The organism is Erysipelatoclostridium sp. An173, from assembly GCF_002160495.1.
GTDB classification, from domain to species: domain Bacteria; phylum Bacillota_I; class Bacilli_A; order Erysipelotrichales; family Coprobacillaceae; genus Thomasclavelia; species Thomasclavelia merdavium.
In genome coordinates, this window is the sequence record NZ_NFKR01000001.1 from 73,510 (window position 1) to 92,569 (window position 19,060).

Here is a 19,060-nt window from a genome sequence, read left to right on the forward strand (position 1 = left end):
ATTTAAAAAAGTGAAAGCTGGTTTCTTTCCTGCATACCATCAAAAACACCCATTTTTGATAATGTTTTAATATGCGAGTTGTTTAATTTAGTTCTTTTTACCACATCTTCTTTAGATAAAAACGGACCATTTTTTCTAGCTTCAACAACAGTTGAAGCAACAGCATCACCTAAAGCATCAATAGCACTAAACGGTGGAATCAATCCTTTTTCATCATTTGGATCAAGAATAAATTTGTTAGCCTGTGAATACTCTAAACTAATTGGACTAAAATGATAGCCACGTTCGATCATTTCTAATGCAATTTCAAAAACATCCCATAGACCTTCATCTTTATTTGAAGCACTGTGTTCCTGGCGTAATTGCATAATTTCATTACGACGAGCCATGATCGCATCTTTACCTTTAATTAAAGTCTCAATTTCAAAGAAATCACAACGAGTTGAAAAATAAACAGCATAATATTCTCGCGGATAATACACTTTCCACCAGGCAACACGAATTGCCGATAATACATAAGCAACAGCGTGGGCTTTAGGGAACATGTATTTAATTTTTTTACAAGAATCAATATACCATTGAGGAACATTATGTTTTTTCATTAACTCTTCATATTGTTTTTCTGGGAAAACAGCTGGTGACTTACCTTTACGAACACATTCCATGATATCAAAAGCATCTTTATTTGGTAATCCTTTTTCAATTAAATATACCATGATATCATCACGACATCCAATTACTTCTGAAAGAGTACATGTTCCTGATTTAATAAGAGTTTCTGCATTTCCTAAGTAAACATCAGTTCCATGAGATAGACCTGAAATAATTACCAAGTCATTAAATGTTTTTGGTTTAGTTTGATCAAGCATCCCACGAACAAAAGTAGTACCAAATTCCGGTAAGCCTAAGGCCCCATTTTTACAACCAATAAAATCCAAATTACATCCTAATGCTTCACTGCTTGTAAATAAACTCATGACCTTTTTATCATTAGTAGGAATTGATTTAGGATCAACTCTAGTTAAATCCTGAAGCATTCTAATTACAGTTGGATCAACATGACCTAAAATATCAAATTTTAAGACATTATCATGAATAGCATGGAAGTCAAAGTGGGTTGTTCGCCAAGCTGCTGTTAAATCATCAGCTGGATATTGATAAGGTGTAAAATCAAAAACATCCATATCACCTGGAATTACAATTATCCCACCGGGATGTTGCCCCGTTGTTCTTTTAACACCACCGCAGCCAGCTGCTATTCGTTCTAATTCAGCTGATCGAATTGAATTTTCTTTACCCATCAACTCTGCATATCCCTTAGCATAACCATAAGCCGTTTTTTCAGCGACCGTAGAAATAGTTCCAGCTCTAAAGACATGATCTTCACCAAAAATTTCTTTAGTAAATGCATGAGCTTTAGCTTGATATTCACCTGAGAAGTTCAAATCAATATCCGGTACTTTATCAGCATTAAATCCTAAGAAAGTTTCAAAAGGAATATTATGACCTTCACCTTTCATGATTGCTCCACATTTTGGACAGGCTTTATCCTCTAAGTCGTAACCATCGCTGACAACACCTTCTTCTAAAAACTCACTATGACAGCAATTAGGACAAATATAATGAGGTGGTAAGGGATTAACCTCAGTAATTCCAGCCATCGTAGCTACAAACGAAGAACCTACAGACCCCCTCGATCCTACTAGATAGCCATCATCATTAGATTTTTTTACTAGTAAGTGAGAAATATAATAAATAACCCCGAATCCATGTTTAATAATATTACTTAATTCTTTTTCCAACCTTTTTTCAACTATTGATGGTAAAGGATTACCATACATTTGATGGGCTGTATCATAACAGATTTTCTTTAAATTATCATCAGCACCCGGAATTTTTGGTGTAAACAGTTTATCATGAACCGGTTTAATTTCTTCAACCATATCTGCAATTTTATTAGTATTAGTAACAACATATTCATAAACCTCATCTTGAGGTAGATATGGATAACATTCCATCATTTCATCTGTTGTTCTAAAATATTGACAAGGATTAGGCGCTTTTGGATCATGACGGTTACATAATGGATGAGCTCGATGTCCGATTCCAATCGTTGGATTAGAAATAAATACATCTCTAAATATCTTGTCTTTAGGATCCAAGAAATGCACGTCTCCAGTTGCAACAATTATTTTATTTAACTTTTTAGCACAATCAACTATTCGACAAAGCGATTTAATTAATTCATCTTTACTTTGTAATTTACCTCGATCAATTAAATGGTTATAATCATCAAGCGGTTGAATTTCGACATAGTCATAAAATTCCATTGCTTTTTGTAATTTATCATCAGATAGATTTAAAGCCGCTTCAAATACATCGCTATTATAACAGCTAGTACCAAACAATAAACCTTCACGGTAAAACTCTAAACGTTCTTTAGGAATTCTAGAACTTCCATGGAAATATACCGTATTTGATTCACTAACTAGTTTAAACATATTTTTTAACCCTTTTTTATTTAGAGCCAATGCTGTCATATGATATGGATAAACTATTTTATAAATATCATCACCTGTTAGTTCACATAAGTCTAATAAATTATATTTACCACCTTGCATTATCTGATGTAACATCATTGTAAATACATCAGCTAATACCTGCGCATCATAATCAGCACGGTGAGCAACTTCATCATCATAATTAACACGATATAAACGACATACATTTCCTAAACGATATGATTTTAATGGCTTTAAAATTGCTCTTGCTAAAGCTAAGGAATCAATTACAGGATTTTTTATTTCAGGCATATTATTACGACGCAAATTTTCATTTAAAAAACCAATATCAAAACTTGCATTATGAGCAACTAAAATACAGTCATCAAAAAAATCGATTATTTCTGGTAATACTTCAGTAATTGTTCTTTCATTTTTAACCATATCATTTGTAATATTAGTTAAATTGCTGATTCTTGAAGAAATAGTTTTTTCTGGATTGATAAATGTTTGCATCCGATCAATTACTTCACCGTTTTTTATTTTAACTGCACCAAATTCAGTTATTCCATCATGGATAACTGAAAGTCCTGTTGTTTCTAAGTCAAAAGAAACATAAGTAGCATGTTCAATAGAAGTATCAATAGGATTATAGACAATATTTAATACTGGATCGATCATATTAAATTCAATTCCATATATCATTTTTATACCTGCTTTCCCTGCTGCGATTTGCGCTTCAGGAAAAGATTGAACATTTTCGTGATCAGTAATAGCAATTGCTTGATGTCCCCATTTAGCAGCAGTTTGAACATACTGACTAATAGTGCTTATACCATCCATAGTTGACATTTTAGAATGAGTATGTAACTCTACCCTTTTTACTTCAGCTTTATCTTGTCTAGAAGCAGGCCCTTTAATTATTTCTAAGTCTCTAGCCATCATTACAGTTTCTTTAGAATAACTATCAAAACGAACTTCACCGCGAACTTTAACCCATATACCGCCTTTACCAACTAATTTTAATTCTTCTAAAGTATTTTTAGAGTTATTTTCAAATCTTTTAACAATAATTGAATCAGTATAATCAGTGACCCATAAACTTTGTATATGTTTTCCTGATTTAATTTTAATTAAATCAGTTTTAAAAACATAACCAGTAATAACAATATTATTTTCCATTGTCTGGTTAGTAATTTCTTCAATACGTAAAGAAATTGCATTATTTTTTTGTCTTGAATTGTTTCGATAATAATTATTATCCTGGCTAACTGGTTTTGTTTTAACCTCTTTAGGTTTTTCAATTACTGGTAATTCTGGATTTTCCATTTCAGCCTGAATATTTTTAAAAGTATTATTATTTTCATCAATAAAATATTCACAGTTTTTATTAATACCAATTCTAGAAAACATTTTTGTTATTTGACTATTTAATTGTTTTAATTGTTCTAATTGGATTTCATTACAAGTTTCAATTTTAATTTTATTTTCTACTTTAATACTATCGATTGTTAAAGTGGCACAAACAGGATATTCTTGTTTTAATTGTTCTAAAACATAACCAATGTATAATGATAATTGTTCTTGATCATAGTTATCATCTTGATAAGTAAGATGATAACTAACTGGATATGGAAAATGCTCTCTATTTGTAATTAATAGTTGAAATTCACTAAAAGGTAACATATGTTCAAATGATAAATAAAAAATATAACTATTATCTTTAGCGACGACAACTTTATCAATTTTCCCATTCTTTAATTCATCGGTACTTTGTTCAATTTTTAAATTTTTTAACAGTATTAAAAATCTATCTTCCATTTAATCACCCTTATTTTCTTTCATAGCAATCATTATAACATAATAAAATGGGAAAATTAATTCCCATTATCCTAATATTCGCGAAACATCATTAATTGTTACATATATTAATAAAGCAAAAACTAACGCTAAACCAGCTAACTGTAAAGCATAGCGCAATTTTAGCGGTAATTCACGACCTATCATTTTTTCAACCAAAGCAAAAATCACCTGGCAGCCATCAAGACCTGGAATCGGTAATAAGTTAAAAATACCAACGTTAGTTGAAATCAATGCTAAAAAGATCAATAACTGACTTATCGAACCGGTCGCCGTTATTTGAGCAGTAGTTGAATAAATACCAGCTGGCCCCGATAATTGTCCAATCGTATTAGCTGTATCAGTAAATAATTGTCCTAAAGTAGTAAAAATCAATAGTGATAATGTCTTAAACTGATCAAAAGCATAATTTACCGCTTCAAAAAAGCTAAGTTGTCTTGTTCCTGAAATGACTCCTAATATAAACATTCCACTTTCTTCACTATATTGGGCATTAACCTGTTTTGTTAATGTTTTTGAATCACGAACTAATTCAACCTCGACAGTTACAGTTTTATCATCAGATTCAATTTTTCCCATTACCTCACGAATATCGTCATAAGAACCAATAATATATTCTTCACCATCATAAGCAATTTTAGTAATACGGTCTCCCGCTTCAATTCCAGCCATCATCGCAGGACCATTATCACTAACCGAACCAATTACAGGTGTATTGTCTTGAACTTCAATGAATGAATATACCCCAATTAGTATTACAATTGATAAGATAAAATTCATAAAAACTCCTGCTAAAAAAACAACAACTTTTTTCCAGCAGCTGATTCCATTAATTGTTCTTTCAAAAGGGACATCCTTAAATTCTTCTATTTCATTATCAGCTTCACCAGCCATTGAAACAAAACCACCAATAGGTAAAGCTCGAATTTCATATTCAGTTTCCCCTATTTTTTTAGAAAATAATTTAGGCCCCATTCCAATAGAAAATTCACTGCAATAAACTCCAAAAGATTTAGCAGTTATAAAATGTCCAAACTCGTGAATTAAAACGACAATTCCTAAAATTAAAATAAATACAATTATATTTATTAATGTCTGCATTAATCTTCTCCTATCTCTTTTAAAACAAAATTTCTAGCCCAGCTATCAACCTCAACTAACTGTTCTAATGTAGGATCACTAATTACCTGATGTGCTTTTAAAGCTTTTTCAACAAGTTCTTCAATTTGTAAAAACTCAATTTTGTTATTTCTAAATAATTCGTTAGCCATTTCATTAGCACCATTTAAAACACATGGCATGCTCCCGCCTGTTCTTCCAGCCTTGTAAGCTAGCGCTAAAGCTTTAAAACGATCTAAGTCTGGCTTTTTAAAAGTCAATGAAGCTATTTTAGCTAAATCTAAACTTTCCCCATTAACCAAAACATCACGATCAGGGTATGTCAAAGCGTATTGAATTGGTAAACGCATATCAGGATTACCTAGTTGTCCAATTACTGAAGTATCAACAAATTCTACCATTGAATGAATAATACTTTCAGGATGAATTAAAACATCAATTTGATCATATGATACATCAAATAACCATTTAGCTTCAATAACCTCTAAACCTTTATTGAATAACGTAGCACTATCAATTGTAATTTTCGCTCCCATTGACCAATTAGGATGGTTTAATGCTTCTTCAACAGTAACACCAATTAATTCATCACGTGATTTATCACGGAAACTGCCACCACTAGCCGTTAAAATTATTCTTTTTATCTGTTGGTGCTTTTCACCATTTAAAGATTGAAAAATTGCTGAATGTTCGCTATCTACTGGTAATAAACGAACATTGTTTTCTTTAACCAGTTTAGTAATTATATGCCCAGCAACTACTAATGTTTCCTTATTTGCAAGAGCAATATCTTTTTTTGCTTTAATTGCTTCAATAGTTGGCACTAGTCCAGCAAAACCAACAATTGCATTTAAAACAATATCAATTTGTGGTAAAGTTGCTATTTTTATCAGACCTTCTTGACCATAAGTTACTTTTAAATCAGGATATTTTTCTTGTAAATATTGAGCATCCTTTTTTTGAACAACGCAAACATACTCAACATCGATCATTTCAAGAATTTCTTCTACCTGTTTAATATTATAGCCTGCGGACATAGCAACAATTTTAAATTTATCTAAGTGATTTTTTACTACATCAACAGTTTGCATTCCTATTGATCCCGTAACTCCTAAAACTGTAATATTTTTCATTTTATAACCTCACCATAACTAAAAAGAAACTAAAAACCACACAATTAAATACTATACTATCAATACGATCTAAAATTCCACCATGTCCTGGTAATAAATTAGAATAATCTTTTACTCCAAAATGACGCTTAACAGCACTAAAAACTAAGTCACCAATTTGTCCTGTAATCGTTAAAACAAAGAATGCTGGAATTAAAATCATATTACTATCTAGATAACCTAAATAACTTGCATATCCTACAGATAATAAGGTACCCAAAACAATGCCACCAATTGATCCTTCAATAGTTTTTTTAGGTGAAAGTCGTGGTATTAATTTATGTTTACCAAAAAGCACTCCCGTGAAATAAGCTCCTGTATCACTACCATACGTTGCAAGAGCTAATAAAATAACATATTGAAAACCATATTGATTACGAATTACTAACATTGCATGTAAGCCAGCTGCAATTAATACTCCCATAGTAAAAATATAACCAGTTCTTTCAATTGTTAATGTTTCATCAAATATAGTAGCTGCAAATAAAGCAACCATAAACACTAAAATTCCATACGATGCAATAAATAAATCATTTAAATCAAAAATAAATCCATATAAGAAAAACAATAAAACAATTACATATAAATATATTTTTATCCGTGGTCGAGTACAAATATGTAACATTTCATATACTGATAAAGCTAAAACAACTCCTATTAAAGCTTTAAAATAATATCCTCCTAAAACCACACAAGGAATTGCGATAATCATTAAAACTATCGCAGTAATAATTCTCTGCTTCATTATTTTAAACCTCCAAAACGGCGATCTCGATTTTGATATAACCAGATTGCTTTTTTCAATTCTTCTTCATTAAAATCAGGCCAATAAACATCAGTAAATACAAATTCAGCATAAGCTAATTGCCATAGTAAAAAATTAGACAATCTTTGCTCTCCACTTGTTCTGACCATTAAATCAACATCTGGTAAATCCTTAGTCATTAATTCATGATTAAAGATATTTTCATCAATATTATCAATTGATAATTCATCATTTTTTACCTTCTGTGCTATTTTTTTAGCTGCCCATACAATTTCATCTCTACCACCATAAATAAACGCAAAACACAAAATAAGGCCAGTATTATGACTTGTTTTTTCAATCGCCTTATTAATAATATCTTGGGTTTCTTGAGGGGCCATTTCTAAATGACCGATAGTAGTAATTTTGACATTGTTTTCCATCAATTCTTTCATATAAGACTCGAAAAAATCTTTTGGTAATTTAAATATATATTGCACTTCCTGATTAGGACGAGCAAAATTTTCAGTCGAAAAAGCATAGACAGTCATTGCTTTAACTCCTAATTTATTGCAGCTTAATGCAATATCTCTAATTGTTTTAGTTCCCTCATGATGACCATAAGTACGAGGCATCTTTCTTTGCTTAGCCCAGCGCCCATTTCCATCCATGATAAAAGCAATGTGTCCAGGAATATTATTCATATCAAGATCTTGATAATTTATTTCATTATTCTTCTTTTTAAAAAACATCTACTAATCCTCCTGTATGACTCGTCGAGATTATACCACAAAATGCGGGTAAAAAAAAGTCTAAGCTAAATCATGAATACAACCAAACAATCTTATATAATTGATTTTAAACTATATTATTATAAAAATTTAAAATACAAACAATACCAAAAACAAAATAAAAAGGACGCTAAGCGTCCTAATTTATTTATTATACAGTCATAATATCTTTTTCTTTGTTTTTAGCAATTTCATCAATTTCTTTAACAAATTTATCAGTTAATTTTTGAACTCTTTCTTGACCATCTTTTACTTCATCTTCACGAGCATCAGTCTTTTTTATTTCATCATTAGCATCACGACGAATGTTACGAATAGATACTTTTGCATGTTCTGCAAATTTCCATACATTTTTAGCAAACTCACGACGTCTTTCTTCTGTTAATGCTGGCACCATAATTCTAATTAATTCACCATCATTTTGTGGTGTTAATCCTAATCCAGCTTCATAAATAGCATGTTCAATATCTTTAATACTAGATCTATCATAAGGTTTGATTACTAATTGACGACCTTCAACAACAGAAATACCAGCAATTTGATTAACTGGTGTTGGTGAACCATAATAATCTACCATAACACGATCTAACATATTAGGGTTAGCACGTCCAGTTCTAATTGTTGATAAATCACGTTGAAAAGCTTCAATTGCTTTTTTCATTCTTTCACTTGCATCTTCTAAGATTAAATCTATCATTTTATTTTCCTCCTGAAATTGTTGTTCCAATAACTTCGCCATTACATGCTTTAGCGATATTACCTTCTTCTTGCATATTAAATACACATAAATCAATATTATTATCTTTACATAATGTAATTGCTGTTTGATCCATAATCTTTAAATCTTTTTGTAATACATCAAAATAAGAAATTGAATCAAAACGTTTTGCATTAGGATCAACTTTAGGATCAGCTGAATATACACCATCAACACCATTTTTAGCCATTAAAATTACATCAGCATTGATTTCGGCTGCTCTTAAAGCTGCAGTTGTATCTGTTGTAAAAAATGGGCTTCCAGTTCCCGCACCAAAAATTACAATTCGTCCTTTTTCCAAATGACGGATAGCACGGCGGCGAATATAAGGTTCTGCAACTTGACGCATTTCAATTGCTGATAATAATCTTGTTGGAACTCCAATTGTTTCTAATGCATTTTGAACCGCTAAACCATTCATTACTGTTGCAAGCATTCCCATATAATCTGCACTAGAGCGGTCCATTCCCATATCGGCACCAGTTTTACCACGCCATAGGTTACCACCACCACAAACAATTGCGATTTCAACACCTAGTTCTTTAGCATCTTTAATTTGACGAGCAATGTCAGCTACAGTATGTGCATTAATACCTGTTTTATCATCTCCTGCTAAAGCTTCTCCACTTAATTTCAATAATACCCGATTATACTTCATATTAGTCTCCTTGTTTTAAATTTATAAAAAGATTCATGCCCAATGAACATCTCATTATAATTTTATAATGATTCTTTTCTTAAAAAAATTTATCACATTTTCTAATAATAGTCAAGGTAGGCTTAAGTCATAAAAAAACACCATCTAATGATGGCGTTTTAGACTTTTTAAGCTTTCATTTGAGCAGCAACTTCTTCAGCGAAGTTTTCTTCTCTTTTTTGCATTCCTTCACCAACTTGGAATCTTACCATTTCAAGAACTTTACCTTCTCCTAAGTATTTACCTACAGTTTCATCAGGATTTTTAATAAATTCTTGATCAACTAAACACATTTCTTTTAAGTTTTTGTTTAATCTTCCTTGTACCATTTTTTCAACGATATTTTCTGGTTTAGGTTTAGCAGCTTGTTCATTTTCAGCTAAAGCTTGTGCTTTTAATACAGATAATTCATGATCTAAAACTTCTTGAGGAATAGCTGTTCTATCAATATATGTTGGATTTGAAGCAGCGACATGCATAGCTACATCACGAGCTTTTTCAGCTGTTGTATTAGCAACTTTTACAACTGAAGTCATTTTTCCACCCATGTGTGAATATGCACCGAATTCTTCATCAGCATTTTTAGTTAATACTTGGAATCTTCTTAAGCTAATTTTTTCTCCGATTTTTCCACTAGCTTCTGCAATTACAGTAGCTAAATCTTTTCCTTCAACATTAACTGCTAATGCAGCTTCTAAATCAGCAGGTTGATTATCAACAACAGCTTTTGCAATTGTGTTTACTAAAGCTTGGAATTCAGCGTTTTTAGCTACGAAATCTGTTTCAGAGTTTACTTCGACGATAGCAGCTACATCACCTTCTACAACAAATGCAGTTAATCCTTCAGCAGCAATACGATCTGCTTTTTTAGCAGCTTTAGCAATACCTTTTTCTCTTAGCCAGTCAAATGATTTTTCGATGTCACCATCACAAGCTTCAAGAGCTTTTTTACAATCCATCATTCCAGCACCAGTTTTTTCACGTAATTCTTTTACTAAACTTGCAGTAATTTTCATTTCTTTTCTCCTCTTTATGTATTTTTTATTTAAAAAAGGGAAAGACTAGCTTTCCCTATATTTTAATTATTCTTGAGTTCCAGCTGTTTCTTCTTTATTAGTTGTTTTTGGAGCGTTATTTCTCTTAGGATTAGGTTTTCCACCTTTATTTCTAGGAGTTCTTCTTTGATTATTTTCAACAGAAGTAATAGCATCATTCATAGATACTTCTTTATCATCTTCATCTTTAACATATGCAACAGTTAAAGGTTCATTTTTAGCTTCACAAATTGCATCAGCCATTGCAGCAACAATTAATTTTACTGCTCTGATTGCATCATCATTAGCTGGGATAACATAATCTACTTCATCAGGATCACAGTTTGTATCAACGATACCAAATACTGGAATACCTAAAATTCTAGCTTCAGCTACTGCGTTGTGTTCAGCTTTTGGATCAACAACAAAGATAGCGTTTGGTAATCTTCTCATTTCTTTGATTCCACCTAAGTTCTTTTCTAACTTAGCAGCTTCTTTTTTAAGTAAGATTACTTCTTTTTTAGGTAATAAATCGAAAGTACCATCTGCTTCCATTTTTTCTAATTCAACTAATCTTCTAATTCTTTTTTGGATAGTTTTGAAGTTTGTTAAAGTACCACCTAACCAACGAGCGTTAACATAGTAGCTTCCAGAACGGATTGCTTCTTCTTTAACTGCTTCTTGAGCTTGTTTTTTAGTACCAACAAATAAAACTTTTCCACCTTTAGCAACGATTTCGTTCATTGCTTTGTAAGCTTCATCGATTTTTTTAGATGTTTTTTGTAAATCGATAATATAAATTCCATTTCTTGATGTAAAAATGTATGGAGCCATTTTAGGATTCCATCTTTTTGTTTGATGTCCGAAATGAACACCTACTTCTAATAATTTTTTCATTGAAATTACTGACATGTAACTTCGTCCTCCTTTTTGTTTTTTCCTCCATTATTTCGAACATTTATCACCTTTTGGCACTAGATAAATGAATCCATAATGTGTGTATTTTTCATACGTGTGATATTTTAACATAAAAATTTAGATGATACAAGCATATTTTTACTAAAATTTATCGCATTTATTCAATATTTCTAGGATGAGTTTCTTGGTATACTTGTTTTAGATGTTCCTTTGATATATGCGTATAAATTTGCGTTGTAGATAAATTTTCATGCCCTAACAATTCTTGAACCGTTCTAATATCCGCCCCAGCATTTAATAAATGGGTTGCAAAAGAATGACGGATCGTATGAGGATGAATTTTTTTTGTGGGATCATATTGTTTCATCAATCGATCAACAATGTTTTCTACCCCACGATTAGTTAAGGGATTGCCAAATTTATTTACAAATACAAAATTATGTCCCTCATTTTTAGCCATTAGGTTCACTCTTGCTTCACTTAGATACTTAATTAACCAATCTCGCGTATACTCATTAAAAGGAACATAGCGATCTTTGCCACCTTTTCCATGGATCAACAATAACATTTGACCTAAATCAAGATTAGATAATTGTAAATTAACAACCTCAAAGCATCTTAATCCTGAAGCATACATCAGCTCTAACATTGCTTTATTCCTAATTCCTAAATCATTTTTAGTATCGATACTATCTAAAAATCCCATCATTTCTTCTACAAACAGAAAATCAGGATTTCTTTTAGCTGTTTTTTGTGATTCAATTAATAAAAACGGATTATCATCAACTAATTCTTCTTTTAGTAAATAATTATAAAAACTTCTTAGGGCACTTAATTTATGATTTATAGAAGATTTAGCTAAATTTTTATCATATAATTTTGTTAAATAACCCCGTAAAAGTTGATAACTAACTTCTTGATAACTATCTATTAACTCTGATTTTAAATAGTTTTTAAAATGCTCGATTTCTCGATGATATGACTCGATTGTCTTATCAGAATAATGTCGTTGATATTGTAAAAAATCTAAAAACTGGCTAGCATATCTATCCAAGTCCGTTTTCATCAATAAACTTCTCCATCGTTGCAATCGCCCTATTAGCATAGGCTTCTTTTCTTTGCTTTTTCTTAACCTTTGTTTCAAGTTCTGGTAAGATTCCAAAATTAGCTTTCATTGGCTGGAAATCTTCTTCGCTTGCATTAGTAATATAATTTACTAGCGCTCCCATAACTGTTTCTTGCGGAAATTTCAAAGGATTTTTACCTTCTAACAATCTAGCCATATTTATTCCAGCTACCATTCCACTTTGAGCCGATTCAACATATCCCTCTACTCCGGTAATTTGTCCAGCCATAAAAACTTCCATTGATTCTTTTAATTGATATGTATTTAATAAATGTCGTGGTGAACAAATATAACTATTACGATGCATTACACCATAGCGAACAAACTGGGCATTTTCTAAACCAGGGATCATTTGAATAATTCTTTTTTGCTCTGGCCAAGTTAAATGAGTTTGGAAACCAACGATATTATACAAACTTGCTTGAACATTATCTTGACGAAGTTGAACAACTGCATAAGGTCTTTTTCCATCTGGGGTATTTAATCCGACTGGTTTCATTGGTCCAAATAAAAGTGTTTGTTTACCGCGACGAGCCATTTCTTCAAAAGGCATACACCCTTCAAAAAATTTTTCTTCAAATTCTTTAGGTTTAACAACCTGAGCATTGATTAAATTATCATAAAAAGCATTAAATTGTTCCTCATTCATTGGACAATTAATATATTCATTATCCCCTTTATCATATCGCGATTTATAATAAGCAATATCAAAATTAATACTTTCTTTAGTTATGATCGGTGCTGCGGCATCAAAAAAATAAAAGTATTCTTCACCAAGTTTTTCTTTTATCGCTAAAGCTAAAGCATCACTTGTCAAAGGACCAGAAGCAATAATAGTTGGACCCTCAGGAATAGATTTAACTTCCTCATGAATCACCTCAATTAATGGATGATTTGAAATATATTCAGTAATTGCTTTAGAAAAATTCTCACGATCAACCGCCAACGCACCACCAGCTGGAACCTGATGCTCTCTAGCATATTTAATAACAATACTATCAAGCATTTCCATTTCCTTTTTTAAAACACCAACAGCATTATTTAATCCATCAGCGCGAAGCGAATTAGAGCAAACTAATTCTGCAAAATTCCCGCTATGATGAGCAGGAGTCATTTGATTAGGTCGCATTTCATACAAACGAACCTGATATCCTCTTTTTACTAACTGATGACAAGCCTCTACACCTGCAAGACCTGCTCCAATTACATTTACAACTTTTTCCATTCTATCACCTTTATTTATTCTATCATTTCTTAAACGAAAACAAAAGCAGAACCGAAGTTCTACTTTATAATCGTCTTACACTTAGGATAATTTGAACATGCTTTAAATTCACCCCAGCGTCCTTGTTTAATTACAACTGGTGAACCACAGTTAGGACATACTTCATCTGTCATAACCGGTTCTTTCTTCTTGGAATTTTTGATATATTTACAATCTGGATAATTTGAACATGCTTCAAATCTACCAAAACGGCCATTTTTAAAAACCATCTTACCACCACATTTTGGACATGTTTCTCCAGTATATTCTAATTTAACTGGATCTTTCTTTATATATTTACATTCCGGATAGTTTTCACAAGCCACAAATGTACCATAACGTCCTTTACGCTCTACTAGATCATGACCACACTCTGGACATTTTTCACCAGTTTTCTTAGGAGCAATGACTTCCATTTTATCATATGCTTCATCCAATAATGGCTGGAATTTATCTAAGAAAGTTCTTAGGGCGTGAGCGTATTCATCATTTCCTTCTGCAATATCATCTAGCTCGTGTTCCATTTTAGCAGTATATTCAACATTGATAATATCATTAAAATACTGTGTCAAACGATCACTTGTTAAGATTCCTGTTTCAGTTGGTTTAAATGCTTTATCAACCAATTCAACATATCCACGAGTTTGAATAGTATCTATGATCAAAGCATAAGTACTAGGACGTCCAATTCCTAATTCTTCCATTTCTCTAATCAATCTTGCTTCACTATATCTTGCAGGTGGTTTAGTAAAATGTTGTGTCTTTTCAACTTTTTTACTTTCCAGCATTTCTTTTTCATTTAGTTCTGGCAAAATTTCATTTGTTTGTTTTTCATAATCTCCATATACTCGAAGATATCCATCAAATTTGATTACTGAACCATTTGTCTTGAATTCATAACCATTATTTAATAACGTAACCGAAGTAGCATCAAATTTAGCTGGAGCCATTAATGATGCCATAGCTCGCGCATAAATAAGTGCATATAATTTATATTCTTCTGGTTTTAAATATTTTTTTACACTTTCTGGTGTTCTAAGAGCACTTGTAGGTCTAATACCTTCGTGGGCATCTTGAACATTTTCTTTTTTCTTACTAACTTTAACTTTTCCAACATACTCTTTTCCGTACTTTTCACTAATATACTCTTGAGCCGAACTTACAAACACATCTGATAATCGTGTTGAATCAGTTCTCATGTAAGTAATCAACCCGACTGTTTCGTCTTCTAGGGCAACCCCTTCATATAATTTTTGAGCAATTGACATAGTTCTTCTTGCTTTAAAACCTAATTTTGAAGAAGCTTCCTGTTGTAAAGTTGAAGTAATAAATGGTGGTTTTGATTCTCTTTTTTTAGTTGTCTTTTTAACATTAGCAACTTCGAATTCTTTATTTAATGATTCATAAATCGCATTAGCTTCATCACCATTTTTAATTTCAATTTTTTTGTTATTGTATTTTGTTAATTCACCAGAAAATTCAATTTGATTTTTTTCAAACTCAGCTTTAATTTTCCAATATTCTTCAGGAACAAAAGCTTCAATTTCCCGTTCTCTTTCAACAATTAATCTAAGAGCAACCGATTGTACTCGCCCGGCACTTTTAGACTTGATTTTCTTTTGTAATAATTTTGATAACTTAAAACCAATAATTCTATCTAATACCCGTCGTGTTTCTTGAGATTTAACTAAATTCTGATCAATTTTACGAGGATGTTTTAAGGCATCTACAACAGCATCTTTAGTAACCTCATTAAAAACCACACGATTTTCTTTATCCATATCAACATTTAACACTTGTGCTAAATGCCAAGAAATAGCTTCCCCTTCACGATCAGGGTCGGTAGCTAAATATACATCATCCGATTCTTTTACTAATTGTTTTAACTCTTTTACGACATCTTTTTTGTCTTTATTTATAACATATTTAGGTTCGAAATCATTTTCAATATCTACCCCTAAACCCTCTTTACCTGAAGTAGCCAAATCGCGTACATGACCTTTAGATGAAGTAACAACATAATCACTTCCTAAATACTTTTCAATAGTTTTTGATTTAGACGGCGATTCGACAATGACTAATTTTTTACTCATCTCATTACCTCCACGTGATTAACTCAATTATTATTTTTTTTTAAACATTTGTCAATAAAAATTTTTACAATTACCTTAGCCATCAATAATATCCGCAACATTTAAAACTAATTTAGCACCTTGCTGTATCAATGAATTACAACCAGGTGCATCATCAATCCTACTAGGTATCGCAAAAATATCTTTGCCTTGCTCTAAAGCATGTCCTACTGTAATCATCGTACCACTTTTACGATTTGCTTCAACTACTAATATCGATTCACTTAATCCAGAAATTATGCGATTGCGACGTGGAAAATTTTCCTTTCTAGGTACTAAATCACCCGGATATTCACTAACAACTAAATAATTTTTTTTTAATGTTTGATATAGTTTTAAATTAGATTTAGGATAACAATAGTCAATTCCGCTTCCTAATACCGCAATAGTTTGGCCCTGGTTTTCAATTGCACTTTGATGAACAATCGCGTCTATCCCTAAAGCCATCCCACTTACAACAACATAATTTTCATCACTTAATTCATTGGCAAACTTTTTAGCCATTTTAACTCCATAACTGCTTGGTCTTCGCATTCCAATAATACCAATACACTTTTTGTTTACTAATTGTAAGTTTCCATGATAGTACAATACAAATGGTGGACAGTCAATTTGTTTTAATGATTCAGGATAATCATCAGATATTAAAGTTGTATAGCGGGATTTTAATGTTTTAAATAATTGTTCTTTTAAATTCAAATCTACTTTTTCTTTTTGTTCAAGAGCTTTAAATATTTTATCAAAATCGCCTTGATACTTTAAAGAAAAATATAACAAAATTTCTTCCATAGAATTCACCTCTATATTATATATCCCGCTAAATAAAAAATTACTTTTTAATCAATTAAAAAAATGTCATTAAAGATCAAATGACATTTGTTTCGACAATACTTTAGCTACTGGAGCAAATGATTTTCGATGAATTGGACATGGCCCAAATTTTTCTAAAGCTTCTTTATGTGCTTTTGTAACGTAACCCTTATGTTTTTCAAAGCCATATTCTGGATATTGTAAAGCATGACTAACCATTAAACGATCACGAGTAACTTTGGCAAGTATACTAGCAGCAGCTATTGAAATGCTTTTAGCATCACCTTTAATAATAGCTAGATGATCTTGATAATTTATTGGCATTGCATCACTAAGCGCAAACATATTTTCCTGTTTTAACACTTCCACACACTTTTCCATTCCTTTTTTGCTGGCTTGATAAACATTTAATCTATCGACATCTTCTACACTAATGATTTCAATATTATAAAATAGTGCATTTTCAATAATCAAATTATATAAAAAATCTCTTTTTTTACTACTTAACTGCTTAGAATCATTTATTCGTTCATCATAATACCCTTTAGGAAAAATAACACCAGCAACAACTAATTCACCAGCCATCGGTCCCCGACCAGCTTCATCTAAACCGATTATATAATCATAACCAGCCTGATAATATTTTTCTTCATACTCATAACGTTTCATCAGGTAACTCCCAAGTTATTTTTCCTAATTCGCCATTAAAAATATCATTGAAAAAGATTTCCATAACACGATCATAATCAGTATAACCACGGATTGGTTTAATTTTACGATTTTTAGCAATATCATCATATACTTTTTCAACCCAATCACTATCAAAATCAATTTCAACATTATAGCGTTTACTGATAACATTATCGTAATTTTTTTGTAAATATTCGACTGCATAAATAAACAATTCATCTAATGGTAAAATGTCTTGTTTAATTGAACCGATTAAAGCAATATTGCGTGCTGTATCCAAATCATCAAACTTAGGCCACAATACACCCGGAGTATCAAATAATTCAAAATCTTTATCAACGCGAATAATCTGCTGGGCTTTTGTAACCCCTGGACGATTTCCAGTTACTGTGGCTTTACGTTTAGCTAAACGATTTATGAAAGTTGATTTACCAACATTAGGAATTCCTAAAACCATCGCTCTCATTGCTCGTGGTTTTAACCCTCGTTTAGCTTCTTTTTCCATTTTTTCTTTTAATATTTCTTTACATGTATTAATAACTAATTGATATTCATTAAAATTTTTCAAGTTTACACTTAACGCATACATACCTTTTGACTGATAATATTGTAACCATTTTTGAGTTAACTTTTCATCAGCCAAATCTTTTTTGGTCATAACGATTAGACGTGGCTTATTTTGACAAATATCATCAAACATAGGATTTTTTGATGACTTTGGTGCTCTAGCATCAACTAGTTCAATAATAATGTCAATTAACTTTATTTTTTCAGATATTTCCCGTCTAGCTTTGGCCATATGACCAGGAAACCATTGGATCTGTTTAGACATATTCTCACCTTCTTAATCTATAAATTTCATATTATTAAAAGGAAAAACTACCAATCCTTTTTTACCAACAATATCATCATAACTAAAATTACCTAGCGCTCTAGAATCAGTAGAATGAAGACGATTATCTCCCAAAACAAAAATTTCATCATCCTTTAAAGTTATTTCAAAATCGTTAGTAAAACGATCAGTCTGATAATTACTTTTAGCTTCTTCAATATAATTTTGATCTAAAAATGGTTCCGCATAATAAACACCATTAATATACAAACGATCTTCCCTATATGTTACTGTTTCACCAGGCAAGCCAATTATTCTTTTTACAATATCTTTATCTAGAACATCACATTCTAAAACAACAACATCAAAACGTTGGATATCTTCTTTACTTAAATACATTGCATTGACTACTGCAAAATCACCATCATTTAATGTTGGATACATACTTTGACCATCTACTCTAACAGGAATAATTACTCTAGTAAAGATTATTGTGGTCACTAATACAATTACAATAATCTGGATTAGAAATTTTATAAGCTGTTTCTTTTTTTTCATATACGAACCTCCTGATGTTAGTTCTATTATACAAAAAAACAGAAAAAAAGAAAT

16 protein-coding genes are annotated in these 19,060 nt (G+C 31.3%); all 16 read right to left on the bottom strand.

The window, feature by feature from the left end:
* Positions 1–2: 2 nt before the first annotated feature.
* Complete coding sequence (locus B5F09_RS00420; RefSeq protein ID WP_087370488.1) at positions 3–4,322, bottom strand: PolC-type DNA polymerase III; 4,320 nt, start codon at positions 4,320–4,322, stop codon at positions 3–5.
* A gap of 66 nt (positions 4,323–4,388) precedes the next feature.
* Entirely contained in the window at positions 4,389–5,462 is a 1,074-nt protein-coding gene (locus B5F09_RS00425; RefSeq protein ID WP_087298469.1) for an RIP metalloprotease, read from the bottom strand.
* Positions 5,462–6,613 (bottom strand): 1-deoxy-D-xylulose-5-phosphate reductoisomerase, encoded by a 1,152-nt coding sequence (locus B5F09_RS00430; RefSeq protein ID WP_087298468.1) that lies wholly within the window; start codon positions 6,611–6,613, stop codon positions 5,462–5,464. The genes B5F09_RS00425 and B5F09_RS00430 overlap by 1 nt, the downstream gene beginning before the upstream one ends.
* 1 nt (position 6,614) lies before the next feature.
* Positions 6,615–7,397, bottom strand: a complete 783-nt coding sequence (locus B5F09_RS00435; RefSeq protein WP_087298467.1) for a phosphatidate cytidylyltransferase — start codon at positions 7,395–7,397, stop codon at positions 6,615–6,617.
* Positions 7,397–8,149, bottom strand: a complete 753-nt coding sequence (locus B5F09_RS00440; protein WP_087298466.1) for an isoprenyl transferase — start codon at positions 8,147–8,149, stop codon at positions 7,397–7,399. Before B5F09_RS00440 ends, B5F09_RS00435 begins: the two co-directional genes overlap by 1 nt.
* 190 nt (positions 8,150–8,339) lie before the next feature.
* Entirely contained in the window at positions 8,340–8,885 is a 546-nt protein-coding gene (frr, locus tag B5F09_RS00445; protein WP_087298465.1) for a ribosome recycling factor, read from the bottom strand.
* Position 8,886: 1 nt separating this feature from the next.
* Positions 8,887–9,603: a UMP kinase gene (gene pyrH / locus B5F09_RS00450; protein ID WP_087298464.1), complete on the bottom strand. Its 717-nt coding sequence runs from the start codon at positions 9,601–9,603 to the stop codon at positions 8,887–8,889.
* Positions 9,604–9,770: 167 nt separating this feature from the next.
* Positions 9,771–10,658, bottom strand: a complete 888-nt coding sequence (gene tsf, locus B5F09_RS00455; RefSeq protein WP_087298463.1) for a translation elongation factor Ts — start codon at positions 10,656–10,658, stop codon at positions 9,771–9,773.
* Between the two features lie 66 nt (positions 10,659–10,724).
* Positions 10,725–11,588: a 30S ribosomal protein S2 gene (rpsB, locus tag B5F09_RS00460; protein ID WP_087298462.1), complete on the bottom strand. Its 864-nt coding sequence runs from the start codon at positions 11,586–11,588 to the stop codon at positions 10,725–10,727.
* Between the two features lie 163 nt (positions 11,589–11,751).
* Positions 11,752–12,660, bottom strand: a complete 909-nt coding sequence (gene xerC / locus B5F09_RS00465) for a tyrosine recombinase XerC (RefSeq protein ID WP_087370492.1) — start codon at positions 12,658–12,660, stop codon at positions 11,752–11,754.
* Entirely contained in the window at positions 12,641–13,945 is a 1,305-nt protein-coding gene (gene trmFO, locus B5F09_RS00470) for a methylenetetrahydrofolate--tRNA-(uracil(54)-C(5))-methyltransferase (FADH(2)-oxidizing) TrmFO (RefSeq protein ID WP_087370495.1), read from the bottom strand. Before trmFO ends, xerC begins: the two co-directional genes overlap by 20 nt.
* Before the next feature lie 59 nt (positions 13,946–14,004).
* Entirely contained in the window at positions 14,005–16,077 is a 2,073-nt protein-coding gene (gene topA, locus B5F09_RS00475) for a type I DNA topoisomerase (RefSeq protein WP_087370498.1), read from the bottom strand.
* Positions 16,078–16,152: 75 nt separating this feature from the next.
* Complete coding sequence (gene dprA, locus B5F09_RS00480; protein ID WP_087370501.1) at positions 16,153–16,905, bottom strand: DNA-processing protein DprA; 753 nt, start codon at positions 16,903–16,905, stop codon at positions 16,153–16,155.
* Between the two features lie 69 nt (positions 16,906–16,974).
* Entirely contained in the window at positions 16,975–17,595 is a 621-nt protein-coding gene (locus B5F09_RS00485; protein WP_087298457.1) for a ribonuclease HII, read from the bottom strand.
* Entirely contained in the window at positions 17,582–18,448 is an 867-nt protein-coding gene (gene ylqF, locus B5F09_RS00490; protein WP_087298456.1) for a ribosome biogenesis GTPase YlqF, read from the bottom strand. Before ylqF ends, B5F09_RS00485 begins: the two co-directional genes overlap by 14 nt.
* Positions 18,449–18,460: 12 nt before the next feature.
* On the bottom strand, positions 18,461–19,006 hold the full coding sequence (gene lepB, locus B5F09_RS00495) for a signal peptidase I (protein WP_087370504.1): 546 nt from the start codon (positions 19,004–19,006) through the stop codon (positions 18,461–18,463).
* Between the last annotated feature and the right edge of the window lie 54 nt (positions 19,007–19,060).

Bases quoted from the DNA above. Each gene is read 5' to 3' on its own strand.
- B5F09_RS00420 (WP_087370488.1), bottom strand. From the start codon at position 4,322: ATGGAAGATAGATTTTTAATACTGTTAAAAAATTTAAAAATTGAACAA.
- B5F09_RS00425 (WP_087298469.1), bottom strand. From the start codon at position 5,462: ATGCAGACATTAATAAATATAATTGTATTTATTTTAATTTTAGGAATT.
- B5F09_RS00430 (WP_087298468.1), bottom strand. From the start codon at position 6,613: ATGAAAAATATTACAGTTTTAGGAGTTACGGGATCAATAGGAATGCAA.
- B5F09_RS00435 (WP_087298467.1), bottom strand. From the start codon at position 7,397: ATGAAGCAGAGAATTATTACTGCGATAGTTTTAATGATTATCGCAATT.
- B5F09_RS00440 (WP_087298466.1), bottom strand. From the start codon at position 8,149: ATGTTTTTTAAAAAGAAGAATAATGAAATAAATTATCAAGATCTTGAT.
- frr (WP_087298465.1), bottom strand. From the start codon at position 8,885: ATGATAGATTTAATCTTAGAAGATGCAAGTGAAAGAATGAAAAAAGCA.
- pyrH (WP_087298464.1), bottom strand. From the start codon at position 9,603: ATGAAGTATAATCGGGTATTATTGAAATTAAGTGGAGAAGCTTTAGCA.
- tsf (WP_087298463.1), bottom strand. From the start codon at position 10,658: ATGAAAATTACTGCAAGTTTAGTAAAAGAATTACGTGAAAAAACTGGT.
- rpsB (WP_087298462.1), bottom strand. From the start codon at position 11,588: ATGTCAGTAATTTCAATGAAAAAATTATTAGAAGTAGGTGTTCATTTC.
- xerC (WP_087370492.1), bottom strand. From the start codon at position 12,660: ATGAAAACGGACTTGGATAGATATGCTAGCCAGTTTTTAGATTTTTTA.
- trmFO (WP_087370495.1), bottom strand. From the start codon at position 13,945: ATGGAAAAAGTTGTAAATGTAATTGGAGCAGGTCTTGCAGGTGTAGAG.
- topA (WP_087370498.1), bottom strand. From the start codon at position 16,077: ATGAGTAAAAAATTAGTCATTGTCGAATCGCCGTCTAAATCAAAAACT.
- dprA (WP_087370501.1), bottom strand. From the start codon at position 16,905: ATGGAAGAAATTTTGTTATATTTTTCTTTAAAGTATCAAGGCGATTTT.
- B5F09_RS00485 (WP_087298457.1), bottom strand. From the start codon at position 17,595: ATGAAACGTTATGAGTATGAAGAAAAATATTATCAGGCTGGTTATGAT.
- ylqF (WP_087298456.1), bottom strand. From the start codon at position 18,448: ATGTCTAAACAGATCCAATGGTTTCCTGGTCATATGGCCAAAGCTAGA.
- lepB (WP_087370504.1), bottom strand. From the start codon at position 19,006: ATGAAAAAAAAGAAACAGCTTATAAAATTTCTAATCCAGATTATTGTA.